Annotated in this window: 10 protein-coding genes; 2 read left to right on the plus strand and 8 right to left on the minus strand. The window is 43.1% G+C overall.

The features are described 5' to 3' along the window. Nucleotides 1-21 precede the first annotated feature (21 nt). Together rep and ilvC are read right to left on the minus strand one after the other, a co-directional pair. A complete protein-coding gene (gene rep, locus M1E86_RS18640; RefSeq protein ID WP_213913409.1) occupies nt 22-2,046 on the minus strand; it encodes a DNA helicase Rep in 2,025 nt (674 codons plus the stop codon). 306 nt (nt 2,047-2,352) lie between these two features. Further along, nucleotides 2,353-3,825 carry a ketol-acid reductoisomerase gene (gene ilvC, locus M1E86_RS18645; RefSeq protein ID WP_213913410.1) on the minus strand — a complete coding sequence of 491 codons (1,473 nt, stop codon included), beginning with the start codon at nt 3,823-3,825 and terminating at the stop codon, nt 2,353-2,355. 173 nt (nt 3,826-3,998) lie between these two features. On the opposite strand from ilvC, the gene ilvY reads away from it, so the two are divergent. Next, the gene (ilvY, locus tag M1E86_RS18650; RefSeq protein WP_004906122.1) at nt 3,999-4,895 is read left to right on the plus strand and encodes an HTH-type transcriptional activator IlvY; all 897 of its coding nucleotides are present in this window, start codon (nt 3,999-4,001) and stop codon (nt 4,893-4,895) included. Here the strand turns inward: ilvY and ilvA are convergent. From ilvA to ilvL, 6 genes are all read right to left on the minus strand, one after another. Continuing rightward, a complete protein-coding gene (gene ilvA / locus M1E86_RS18655) occupies nt 4,887-6,461 on the minus strand; it encodes a threonine ammonia-lyase, biosynthetic (protein WP_213913411.1) in 1,575 nt (524 codons plus the stop codon). The two genes, ilvY and ilvA, sit on opposite strands and share 9 nt — an antisense overlap. A gap of 2 nt (nt 6,462-6,463) precedes the next feature. Beyond that, the gene (gene ilvD / locus M1E86_RS18660) at nt 6,464-8,314 is read right to left on the minus strand and encodes a dihydroxy-acid dehydratase (protein WP_213913412.1); all 1,851 of its coding nucleotides are present in this window, start codon (nt 8,312-8,314) and stop codon (nt 6,464-6,466) included. Nucleotides 8,315-8,381: 67 nt separating this feature from the next. Further along, complete coding sequence (locus M1E86_RS18665) at nt 8,382-9,308, minus strand: branched-chain amino acid transaminase (protein ID WP_004907252.1); 927 nt, start codon at nt 9,306-9,308, stop codon at nt 8,382-8,384. Between the two features lie 11 nt (nt 9,309-9,319). Continuing rightward, nucleotides 9,320-9,589, minus strand: a complete 270-nt coding sequence (ilvM, locus tag M1E86_RS18670; protein ID WP_102139856.1) for an acetolactate synthase 2 small subunit — start codon at nt 9,587-9,589, stop codon at nt 9,320-9,322. Beyond that, entirely contained in the window at nt 9,586-11,232 is a 1,647-nt protein-coding gene (gene ilvG, locus M1E86_RS18675; protein WP_213913413.1) for an acetolactate synthase 2 catalytic subunit, read from the minus strand. Before ilvG ends, ilvM begins: the two co-directional genes overlap by 4 nt. Before the next feature lie 131 nt (nt 11,233-11,363). Then, nucleotides 11,364-11,465, minus strand: a complete 102-nt coding sequence (gene ilvL, locus M1E86_RS18680) for an ilv operon leader peptide (RefSeq protein ID WP_071524553.1) — start codon at nt 11,463-11,465, stop codon at nt 11,364-11,366. Nucleotides 11,466-11,944: 479 nt separating this feature from the next. Between ilvL and M1E86_RS18685 the strand changes: the two genes are divergently transcribed. After that, a complete protein-coding gene (locus M1E86_RS18685; RefSeq protein ID WP_213913414.1) occupies nt 11,945-13,471 on the plus strand; it encodes a YifB family Mg chelatase-like AAA ATPase in 1,527 nt (508 codons plus the stop codon). Nucleotides 13,472-13,521 lie beyond the last annotated feature (50 nt).

Raw genomic sequence — 13,521 nt, forward strand, 5'->3', positions numbered from 1 at the left:
TGGAAATTCAATTAGTTGTGGTTACTCACTTTTTTTATTTAACCCTAAACGTGCTTTAATATCCGCTAACGCTGATTGCCCTTTCTGCATACGCTCCTGCGCACTAACCACTTTACGCTGCTGCTCCCATTGCAAATCATCTTGTGGCAATTCAAGAAGAAAACGGCTTAATTCAGGACGGATTAATTCACCATATTGACGACGTTCACGACAATGAGAAAAAAATAGCTCTCTTTGTGCCCGCGTAATTCCTACATAGGCTAAACGGCGTTCTTCATCAATATTATTTTCATCAATACTACTTTGGTGTGGCAGCAGTCCCTCTTCCATGCCAACCAGGAAAACATAAGGAAATTCAAGGCCTTTAGAGGCATGTAACGTCATAAGCTGAACTTGGTCTGATTCTTCATCATCTTCACCACGCTCCATCATATCGCGCAGCGTAAAACGTGTGACAACTTGGCTCAATGTCATTGGGTCATTGAGATCATCACCTTCCACCATTTCACTCATCCATGTGAACAATTGGTTGACGTTTTTCATTCGCATTTCAGCCGCTTTAGTACTGGTTGACGTTTCATATAACCAGCTTTCATAATCCATTTCGCGCAGTAAATCACGCACCGCAATTAAAGGTTCACGTTCCGACGTTCGCACAATACTATCCATCCAGTGAGTGAAACGCTGTAATGCTTCCAGCCCTTTGCCTTTTAAGCTTTGTTCAAGCCCTAGATCAAAACTGGCTTGATACAAGCTTTTGCCCCGCTGGTTTGCCCATTCCCCCAATTTTTGGATAGTTTTGGGGCCAATCTCTCGACGTGGAGTATTGACGATACGTAAAAAAGCACTGTCATCTTCAGGGTTCGTCAATACTCGCAAATAAGCTAATAAGTCTTTGATTTCAGGGCGAGAGAAAAACGAAGTCCCCCCCGAAATGCGATACGGAATGCGGTTTTGCATCAACATTTTTTCAAAAATACGCGATTGATGATTACCACGATACAAAATGGCGTAATCTTTATATTCCGTCTTATTAATAAAGTGATGAGCAATAAGCTCCCCAATCACCCTTTCAGCTTCGTGATCTTCATTATTTGCAGTAAGGACCCTCAGTGGCGCACCATATCCCAATTCTGAAAACAGTTTCTTTTCAAATACATGAGGGTTATTGGCAATTAAAATATTCGCAGCTTTTAAAATTCGTTCGGATGAACGGTAATTTTGCTCAAGCTTAATGACATTTAACTTAGGGAAGTCTTGATTCAATAAAACTAAATTTTGCGGCCTTGCGCCGCGCCATGAATAGATTGACTGGTCGTCATCCCCCACAACCGTAAACCTTGCCCGCTGCCCCACAAGCAATTTAACCAACTGATATTGACTCGTATTGGTATCTTGGTACTCGTCCACCAGCAAGTAACGAATTTTTTGCTGCCAGCGTTCGCGCACTTCTTCATTTTGATATAACAACAGGGTAGGTTTGCTGATTAAGTCATCAAAATCCAGCACATTGCAGCTTTTCAGATGAAGTTCATAGCGGCGATAACACTCGGCAAAGTGATGCTCTTTCTCACTCCGTGCTTGGCCTATGACTTGTTGTGGGGAGATGAGATCATTTTTCCAATTTGAGATCGCCGAGATCAATTGTTTGAGTAAGTCTTTATCTTCTTCCAATAAATCAAAGGTAAGTTCTTTCAGCAACGCCATCTGGTCTTGGTCGTCAAATAGCGAGAAATTGGCTTTAATACCCAGCGCTTTATATTCACGCTTAATAATTTCTAACCCTAATGTATGGAAAGTAGAAATAATTAAACCGCGAGCTTCTTTTTTCCCCAATGTCTGCGCCACGCGCTCTTTCATTTCCCGCGCCGCTTTATTGGTAAAAGTCACCGCGGCAATTTGCCGAGGCTGATAGCCACATTGGCGAATTAAATGCGCAATTTTATTGGTAATAACACGTGTTTTGCCTGACCCCGCCCCCGCCAATACAAGGCACGGGCCATCGACAAATTCAACTGCCTGCTGTTGGCTTGGGTTTAATCGCATGGCTTCTCTACATCACTCAGTTATTCAAAATAGAATTCGCTACAGATTGTAGCAGAAACCGAACCAACTCTTGAGCAACGATCTTTTATAAAAGCAAAAAACCACATCATTCCTAGAAACAATGTGGTTTATATCAAAATGTATTTTTCTAAACTATTGCAAGAGAAAACATGGTGATTATCCAAAGCATTTCGCGTTCTAGGTAGGAAGCAAATAAGATTATCCCAAGGAGCATACTGAAGTATGTGACTTGTGTAATCTTAAGAAGCTGCCCCCCCTAGAGCGTGAAAGGGGAAGGATAATGAGTTAGCCGACTGCAATCTTCTTCATATCCGTCATATATCCCCGTAAAGTCTTACCGACTTTCTCAATCGGATGATTACGGATAGCTTCATTGATATCACGTAACTGTGCGTTATCAGTGCCATTATCTGCAACTGGCTTCGCTAAATCCCCTGCTTGTAATTTCGTCATGAAATCTTTCAGCATTGGTACAACTGCAAATGAGAACAGATAGTTACCATATTCTGCAGTATCAGAGATAACCACGTTCATTTCATATAAACGTTTACGAGCAATAGTGTTCGCAATCAGTGGTAATTCATGCAGTGACTCATAGTAAGCCGATTCTTCTAAGATACCTGCTTCTAACATCGTATCGAACGCTAACTCAACGCCTGCTTTAACCATTGCAACTAACAGAACACCGTGGTCGAAGTACTCTTGTTCCGCAATTTTCCCATTATATTCAGGGTAATTTTCGAATGCCGTTTTGCCGGTCTCTTCACGCCATGTCAGCAAGTTTTTATCATCATTTGCCCAGTCTGCCATCATGGTTGCAGAAAATTCGCCTGAAATGATGTCATCCATATGTTTGTGGAACAATGGCGCCATGATGGTTTTCAGTTGCTCGGATAACGCATAAGCACGCACTTTCGCAGGGTTAGATAAGCGATCCATCATCAGCGTGATACCGCCTTGTTTCAGCGCTTCAGTGATAGTTTCCCAACCAAACTGAATTAATTTACCTGCGTAGCCTGGCTCAACACCGTCTGCGACCATTTTGTCGTAGCTCAGTAATGCACCCGCTTGCAACATACCACACAGAATCGTTTGCTCACCCATCAGGTCAGATTTAACTTCTGCAACAAATGAGGATTCCAGAACACCTGCACGATGGCCGCCGGTTGCTGCTGCCCATGCTTTAGCAATCGCCATACCCTCACCTTTCGGGTCATTTTCTGGGTGTACTGCAATTAACGTTGGAACACCAAAACCACGCTTGTATTCTTCACGAACTTCAGTACCTGGGCATTTTGGCGCTACCATCACAACAGTGATATCTTTACGAATTTCTTCGCCAACTTCAACAATGTTGAAGCCATGTGAATAACCCAGTGCTGCACCTTGTTTCATCATAGGCTGAACAGCGCGAACAACAGCTGAATGCTGTTTGTCCGGCGTTAAATTAATAACCAAATCAGCGGTAGGGATCAGCTCTTCATAAGTCCCAACTTTGAAACCATTTTCTGTCGCTTTGCGCCATGAAGCACGTTTCTCTGCAATTGCTTCATCACGTAATGCATAAGCAATATCTAAACCTGAGTCACGCATATTCAGGCCTTGGTTCAAACCTTGTGCTCCACAACCGACGATGACGATTTTTTTACCTTTCAGAAAACCTGCTTCATCTGCAAACTCTTCGCGCTGCATAAAACGGCACTTGCCTAACTGAGCTAACTGCTCACGCAAATTCAATGTGTTAAAATAATTCGCCATTGTCATACTCCATTGTTCTGTTGTGTTCGTTATGTCAGGCAGTCTGCCTGTCGCTCATTTTTGAGCGTTTATGGATTTACTATATGCGATGTTTCGCATTGCTTAAATTGATATATTAACAATACAATGTTGCAATATCTGCAACATCATTAATGATTTCATTAGAGGGCAAAATGGATATTCGCGATCTCAAGCTTTTTTTACATTTAGCACAAAGTTGCCACTTCGGGCGAACATCTAAAGCGATGCATGTCAGCCCTTCCACATTGTCTCGACAAATACAACGCCTCGAAGAACAGCTTGGTCACCCACTGTTTGTGCGTGATAACCGCTCCGTCAAGCTGACCCAAGCAGGAGAACACCTTAAGCAGTTTGCCCAACAAACATTATTGCAATATCAACAGCTGCAACATGCTCTCAATCAACAAAGTCCATCCCTCAGCGGAGAACTGCATCTTTTTTGCTCAGTTACGGCTGCTTATAGTCATTTACCCGAAGTATTAGATAAATTCCGTGCGCTACACCCATTAGTTGAAATTAAACTCACGACAGGGGACGCAGCTGATGCTGTTGAAAAAGTGGAAACGCATGAGGCTGACCTTGGTATTGCAGGCAAACCCGAGCGCTTACCTGATAACGTCCGTTTTGCAAAAATCGGCGAAATCCCTCTCGTTTTGATTGCTCCATCACTACCCTGTGCTGTACGAAGCATGGTGACAGAAGCGGAACCTGACTGGTCTACCGTCCCCTTCATCCTGCCTGAACACGGCCCATCTCGTAAACGTATCGAACTTTGGTTCCGTCGCCATAACATCAATAACCCTGTTATTTACGCGACGGTATCAGGCCATGAAGCTATTGTGTCAATGGTCGCTTTGGGATGTGGTATTGCCTTGATCCCCAGTGTAGTCGTTGATAACAGCCCAGAGCCCGTGCGTAGCCGTATTTCACAGCTCGATAATATCTCAATGGTTGAACCCTTTGAACTCGGCGTTTGCCTATTAAGCAAACGCCTGAGTGAACCATTAATTAAAGCGTTTTGGGAATTGCTCCCAGACAACTCAATCTAAGCTTCTTTGGTTATCTTGTGGCGCTAAGAAAAAACGGAAAGACGGGTTTCCTGTTTCATCATGATATTCATAACCTAGCGCATCAAGATGCCTATCAAAACGCACTTCCGGCCCAGCTAATTCAAATGCCGCCAGCACTCGCCCATAGTCTGTACCATGGCTGCGATAATGAAATAATGTAATATTCCAATGAGTCCCAAGAGTCTCTAAGAATCGCAGTAATGCCCCCGGAGACTCAGGAAATTCAAAGCTATACAGTCTTTCATCTAATGGCTTTGATGGACGACCACCAATCATATAACGCACATGAAGCTTGGCCATTTCATCATCAGATAAATCATCGACTTCATAGCCGTTACTTCTGAGTTCTTGGATAATCTCTGAGCGTTCTCCATCGCGACCACTTAAACGCACCCCAACAAAAATACATGCGCGATCAGGGTCTGCATCCGTATAACGGTAGTTAAATTCAGTAATCGCTCGATGGCCTAATAACTGGCAAAAACGTAAAAAGCTCCCTTTTTGCTCAGGGATAGTCACTGCCAGTAGCGCTTCTCGTTGTTCACCAATTTCACAACGTTCAGAAACATAACGCAGCCCGTGAAAATTCATATTCGCACCGGACAAAATATGCGCTAAACGCTCACCTTTGATGTTGTGCTGCTGTACATATTTTTTCAATCCAGCCAATGCCAACGCACCTGAAGGCTCTGCTATAGCACGAACATCTTCAAAAATATCTTTCAGTGCTGCACAAATAGAATCGCTATCAACCGTGATAACATCATCAACATATTGCTGGCACAACCTGAAGGTTTCATCACCAATGCGTTTTACCGCGACACCTTCGGCAAATAGCCCGACACGAGGTAGATCCACTGGATGCCCTGCTTCTAACGCTGCTTTCAGACAGGCTGCATCTTCGGATTCAACGCCAATGATTTTTATTTCAGGCATTAATTGCTTGATAATCACAGCGACGCCCGCGATTAACCCACCGCCACCCACAGGGATGAAAATACGGTCTAAGTGAGCATCTTGCTGTAATAATTCAAGTGCGATAGTGGCTTGGCCAGCTATGACAGCAGGATGGTCAAAAGGGGGAACAAAGGTATATCCTTCTTCCGCTGCCATCGCGATTGCTTTAGCTTTCGCTTCATCAAAGTTCGCACCGTGTAGAATAGCTTCACCGCCAAAACTGCGCACTGCATCCACTTTGATGTCTGCAGTTGCAATAGGCATAACAATTTTTGCCTTCACACCTACACGGCTCGCTGACAACGCGACACCTTGAGCATGATTGCCCGCAGAAGCGGTTACAACCCCCTTCGATTTTTGTTCATCCGTTAAGCCAGCAATCATCGCATATGCGCCACGAAGCTTAAAGCTATGAACAGGTTGCCTATCTTCGCGCTTGACTAAAATGGTGTTACCCAAGCGTGAAGATATTTTATCCATCTGCTGAAGAGGGGTTACTTGTGCAGCCTCATAAACCGGCGCACTCAGCGCCGCTTTTAAGTAATCTGCTCCGGTTGGGGCAACCGGTAATGGTTTTGCTGCCGCCACAATTAGCCCCCTAGTTTCGACTTGTCACGAACCGCACCTTTGTCTGCACTCGTTGCCAAAGAAGCATAAGCACGCAGAGCAAAAGAAACCTCACGCTGACGATTACGCGGTGTGTAAGCTTTATCGCCTCGAGCTAACTCAGTTTCACGACGTTGATTCAATTCGCTTTCACTAACATCCAGCACTATCGTTCTCTTTGGAATATCAATATCAATAATATCGCCATCTTGAACTAATGCTAATAAGCCACCACTCGCTGCTTCTGGGGAAATATGACCAATCGAAAGACCTGAACTACCACCAGAGAAGCGACCATCTGTGATCAATGCACAGCTTTTGCCTAATCCCATTGATTTCAGGTATGAGGTTGGGTATAGCATCTCTTGCATGCCCGGCCCACCCTTAGGCCCCTCATAACGAATAACCACGACATCGCCTTCAACAACTTTTCCACCGAGGATCGACTCGACGGCATCATCTTGGCTTTCAAACACTTTGGCTGGGCCACGGAATGTTAAGCTGCCTTCATCAACCCCTGCTGTTTTAACAATACAGCCATCTTCTGCAATATTTCCAGACAGGACGGCAAGGCCACCATCCAAACTATACGCATGCTCAATACTACGGATACACCCATTTTCACGATCAGTATCCAATGACGGCCAACGGCAATTCTGTGAAAAGGCTTTTGTCGTGCGGATCCCTGCAGGACCTGCGGAAAACATCGATTTGACAGACTCGTCCTTTGTTAACATCACATCATATTGCGCTAATGTTTCTTGGAAGCTGAGCCCTAAAATATTAGTCACATTTTCTTGTAACAAACCTGCACGGCTCAGCTCACCTAAAATACCGATAACACCACCAGCACGGTGAACATCTTCCATATGGTATTTTTGAGTACTCGGTGCAACCTTACACAGATGCGGGACTTTACGTGATAAGCGGTCGATATCATCCATGGTGAAATCGATCTCTGCTTCCTGAGCGGCTGCAAGTAAGTGCAAAACGGTGTTAGTTGAACCCCCCATAGCAATATCCAACGTCATCGCATTTTCAAATGCGGATTTATTAGCAATATTGCGTGGTAACGCACTTTCATCATCTTGTTCGTAATAGCGTTTGGTTAATTCAACAATGCGCTTACCTGCATTAATAAATAACGTTTCGCGATCTGCATGAGTTGCTAATAATGAACCATTTCCTGGTTGGGATAACCCCAGCGCCTCAGTTAAACAGTTCATTGAGTTTGCAGTAAACATACCAGAGCATGAACCGCAAGTAGGACAAGCGGAGCGCTCAATTTGCTCGCTATCTGCATCGCTCACATTTGGGTTTGCCCCTTGGATCATCGCATCAACCAAATCGAGCTTGATAATTTGGTCTGAAAGCTTGGTTTTACCCGCTTCCATCGGGCCACCCGAAACGAAGATCACCGGAATATTCAAACGTAATGACGCCATCAACATACCCGGCGTGATTTTATCGCAGTTTGAAATACACACCATGGCATCCGCACAGTGGGCGTTCACCATATATTCTACGGAGTCTGCAATTAATTCACGGGAAGGTAAGGAATACAACATTCCGCCATGTCCCATGGCAATCCCATCGTCAACAGCAATCGTATTGAACTCTTTCGCAACTCCACCTGCATTTTCAATTTGCTCTGCAACTAATTTGCCTAAATCACGGAGATGTACGTGACCTGGAACAAACTGTGTGAATGAGTTAACAACCGCAATAATGGGCTTTCCAAAATCAGCATCGGTCATGCCTGTTGCACGCCATAATGCACGAGCCCCAGCCATATTACGACCATGAGTTGTTGTTGCTGAACGGTACTTAGGCATATCTTTAACTCCCGTGTTTAAAACAGGCGGGGAACGTCCGCCTGTAACATCTATTTCAATTTAATTATTAAGGGTTTACTGGATCTAACCAGCCCCATTTATCTTCTGTCGTACCATCAAATAAGCCAAAGAACGCCTGCTGAATTTGCTTGGTTACTGGGCCACAACGACCAATGCCGACTTGGATACCATCAACACTACGAACCGGAGTGATCTCTGCAGCAGTACCTGTCATAAAGACTTCATCAGCAAGATAGAGAGATTCGCGTGATAGCGTTTGCTCACGAACTTCGATACCCAAATCTTTTGCTAAAGTTAAAATTGCATCACGCGTAATACCTGGTAATGCAGATGATGTGAACGGAGGTGTATACAGGATGCCATCTTTCACCTCAAAAATATTTTCCCCTGCACCTTCTGAAAGATACCCATGAACATCGAGTGCAATACCTTCTTGGTAACCATGACGACGTGCTTCACTACCAACCAGCAATGAAGACAGGTAGTTACCACCCGCTTTTGCCCCCGTAGGGATAGTATTTGGTGCAACACGATTCCAAGAAGACACCATCGCATCAATGCCTTGGTCTAACGCTTCTTCACCTAAATAAGCACCCCATGGGAACGCAGCTAAAATCACATCAGTGTTATAACCGTCTGGTGGATTAACACCCATACCAACATCACCAATAAATACCAATGGGCGAATATATGCACTGACTAAGTTATTTTTACGCAGAGTTGCACGACATGCTTCCATTAACTCTTCCACGCTGTAGCTGACAGGCATACGGTAAATTTTCGCTGAATCATGCAAACGTTGCATATGCTCACGGTGGCGGAAGACCACGGGACCTTTGTGTGAGTCATAACAACGGACGCCTTCAAACACTGATGTACCATAGTGCAGAGCATGAGACATAACATGAACCTTTGCATCAGCCCATGGCGTCATTTCACCGTTAAACCAAATAAAGTCAGCTTTCTTAGTCATTTGTATATTCCTTACATTGCACTTTGTGTGCGTAATAGTCGTGATTCTTGTTGTCGTACTTCAACTTCTGTAATGTCTGAAAGCTTAGTTAACTGTGCACAAAGCTGGGTTAATGGCCTTTGACTACTTACAGTAAGTTCAATATTAACATTGTCGCCGTCTGTCGATTGTCCCATATTCATGGCATTAATACGAAATCCACGATGGCGAGTGACCCTTAATATACGCTCTAAAACCTCAGGACGGAAACGGGCCAATATCGAGATTTGATGTTGCATCATAATGGTTTCTCCATCATTTTTTCATTACTAGCCCCGGGCGGAACCAACGGCCAGACATTTTCTAGTTCATTAATTGATACCTGTAATAAATAGGCACCTTCGCTATTAAGTAATTCATCTAATGCCGCATTAACTTCCGACTTATCTGTGATCCGTTGGCCTTTAATACCAAACGCGCTGGCTAATGCCACAAAATCTGGGTTATCCGTCAAAATCGTTTCACTATAACGCTGCTCAAAAAACAGTTCCTGCCACTGGCGAACCATGCCTAAGCGCTGGTTATCGATTAAAAGAATTTTTACAGGAAGTTGCTTACGTTTGATGGTTCCTAGCTCTTGGACATTCATCATGAATGAACCATCTCCTGATACACAGACAACCGTATCTTCAGGCCTAGCAACCTGTGCACCAATTGCAGCAGGGATACCAAATCCCATGGTTCCAAGCCCACTTGAGGTTAAGAAATTTTCAGGGCCGTCAACGGTGATATGTTGTGCCGACCACATTTGGTGTTGCCCTACATCGGTAGTAACAACCGTATTCGGCTTCATTTTATCCGACAGTTGTTTAAGTAACAGTGGTGCATAAATAGGCTCGCCAGGATGGTCATAACGCCAACCGAATTCTTTTTTAAGCTGTTGAACTTCCTGCTGCCAAGGTGCAATTGATTTTTTAAGCATTAATTCAGGCAGTAATACTTTTGCATCACCATGCAACGCAACATGAGTTTGACGCAATTTATCCAGTTCTACGTGATCAATATCGATATGAATCACTTTGGCGTTCGGTGCAAACGTATTTAACTTACCTGTTACCCTATCATCGAAACGAGCACCAACAGCGATGAGTAAGTCACAATGTTGTACAGAGATATTGGCTGCCTTAGTACCATGCATGCCTAACATACCTAAATAGTTTTCATCTAAAGGGCTTACAGCACCAAGCCCCTTTAATGTTGCAACTGAAGGAATACCTGTAAACTCAATAAATTCACGTAATTCTTTAACGGCACCAGACATTCCAACACCGCCACCAACGTATAGCATAGGCTTTTCTGATTGTTCTAATAACATTCTTGCCTGTTGTATTTCCGATAAAGGCGAGGTGACTTCCTGCTCTACTGGCATTAAAAACGGAGACAACTCAGCTTGTTGTAGCTGAATATCTTTCGGAATATCAATCAGTACAGGACCAGGACGCCCACTATTTGCGATTGCGAAAGCCTCAGCAAGAATACGAGGTAAATCCTCGATATCTTCAACCAAAAAACTGTGCTTAGTACAAGCTAAGGACAACCCTAAAACATCGATTTCTTGGAAGGCATCAGTGCCAATAAACTCAGAAGCGACTTGCCCAGTAATCGCAACAACAGGTACGGAGTCTAATAATGCATCAGCTAATCCCGTGATAACATTTGTTGCGCCAGGGCCAGATGTTGCGATACATACCCCTGTTTTTCCTGTTGATCGTGCATAGCCAATCGCAGCAATTACAGCACCTTGCTCATGTCGGCACAACAAATGCTCAACGCCACCATCATACAATGCATCATAAACTGGCATTATTGCGCCACCAGGATAACCAAATACGGTATCAACCCCCTGTGCTCGCAATGCTTGAACTAACCATTGTGCTCCGTTCATGCTTTATCTCCTGTCCGTCACTTTATCTATTTGTATTTGTTATGTTTTATTTTTTGTGTTTGCATTAATCAACATTCATATCAAAAAAAACCCCGCGCCTTTCGGTGCGGGGTTCTCGTAAGATCTGGCTGTTATTTTAGCCTTCGTCGTCCAAGTGCAGCCCCGCACGGTGGGATAATAATCACCACCACGCTAATAATAATTAGGCTAACTGCTTGGATAAATGCGTTCATGTATTTTACTTTTTCAATATTCTTAATTATCTATTATTTAGAGTTATCATTTTAAAATTGCTTTGACAACTTTTATTTAGTTTATTTATTCACAAAACATTAAATCACTTCAAAATCAAATATATATAATAAAATTAGAATTATAAACTACCTAAATGCCAATTACTCAGTAATATTCAATAGAATACACAGCATAATCAGCTACATCATCCATGCCAATCATCTAACATAATTAAAATTAACATAGAGAAATTAATCATTTTTTCTTATTAATTTTCAAGATCAGTATAGTTTTAATTCTTTATAGCATCTTAACAACCCTAGTTATAATAAGGCCTAGAAGCTGTTCTCAGTAAATTGAAACGGCCCTGTAACTAAGTAATTAAATTGTCGAGCAGCTTCGCAAACATATTATTCACCCAAGATAAATAAACTTACTTCCAGCAGAATATTGCTCTGTAAATGATATTGGAGAGCTTATGACATTAGCGATTGTTTACACTAGAGCCTCAATTGGGTTAGAAGCACCTCTTGTTACTGTTGAAGCACATATTAGTAATGGGCTTCCAGGTTTGACACTTGTTGGGCTACCAGAAACCGCGGTAAAAGAAGCAAGAGATAGAGTTCGAAGTGCGCTACTCAATAGTGGATTTGAATATCCTGCTAAAAAAATGACGGTTAATTTAGCGCCAGCGGATTTACCAAAAGAAAGTGGTCGGTATGACCTCGCAATCGCGATTGCCATACTCGCATCATCAGGCCAACTCCCCCACGAACCATTAAGGCAGTATGAATTTTTAGGCGAACTTGCTTTGTCTGGTGATGTTCGCTATGCAAATAGCGCTATTCCTGCAGCCCAATCAGCATTAAAACAACAACGTTCTTTGATACTATCCATGGAGAATCAACACCAATTAGGTTTACTCCCAGATAACAGCGTTTATTTCGCGACATCCTTATTAGAACTTTGCCATTTTTTACATAACAAACATACATTACTTTGTAATCAACAAATTCATCAACCGCCTATCTCAACCAAACAAGAGAATGATATTAACGACATCATCGGCCAAGAGCATGGGAAACGGGCATTAGAAATCTGTGCTGCAGGTGGGCATAATTTACTCTTGTTAGGTCCTCCAGGAACAGGAAAAACGATGTTAGCAAGCAGGCTAATGACTTTACTTCCCCCGTTAACCCCTCAGGAAGCATTAGAAGTGGCTTCATTGCATAGCTTGAGTGAAAACATAAAGGAAGATATGAACTGGCCAATAAGGCCTTTTAGAGCGCCTCATCATAGTGCATCAATTGCGGCTTTAATTGGCGGAGGATCACTTCCCAAACCTGGCGAAATTTCACTTGCGCATCATGGTGTTTTATTTTTAGATGAATTACCAGAATTTAGCCGCTCAGTACTTGATTCTCTACGAGAACCATTAGAATCTAGAAAAATTAGCATTTCTCGAGCAAAAGCAAAAGTTTGCTATCCTGCAAGCTTTCAGCTAATCGCTGCACTAAATCCTAGTCCAACAGGGCATTACCAAGGAGAAATGAGTCGTTCAGCACCTTCTCATATCCTACGTTACCTTTCACGTATATCAGGGCCTTTTATTGATCGATTTGATCTCTCAATAGAAATCCCATTGCTGCCTCTCGGCTCATTGAGTAACCAAGCAAATCAAGGTGAAACAAGTGAACATGTTAGGCAAAGAGTCATCGAAGCTAGAAATAGACAACTAAGGCGAGCTGGAAAAATTAATAGTTTACTGACGCCAAGAGAAACCACACAATTTTGCCTACTCACAACAAAAGATGCGCTATTCTTAGAACATGCATTAAATAAGTTAGGCCTTTCTATCCGAGCCTGGCACAGGATTTTAAGGGTTGCTAGAACAATAGCTGATCTTAACGCCGCAGAAACGATTGAACGTTCCGATTTATTAGAAGCTCTGGGGTATCGAGCAATGGATAAGTTATTGCTTCATTTGCAAAAACAAGTAAGCTGAGAAGGGTGGATAGATAAGTAGTTATTATCTCGTAAAAATAAAGGGACCGG

Source organism: Providencia sp. PROV200 (assembly GCF_049901995.1).
GTDB lineage: Bacteria > Pseudomonadota > Gammaproteobacteria > Enterobacterales > Enterobacteriaceae > Providencia > Providencia rettgeri_E.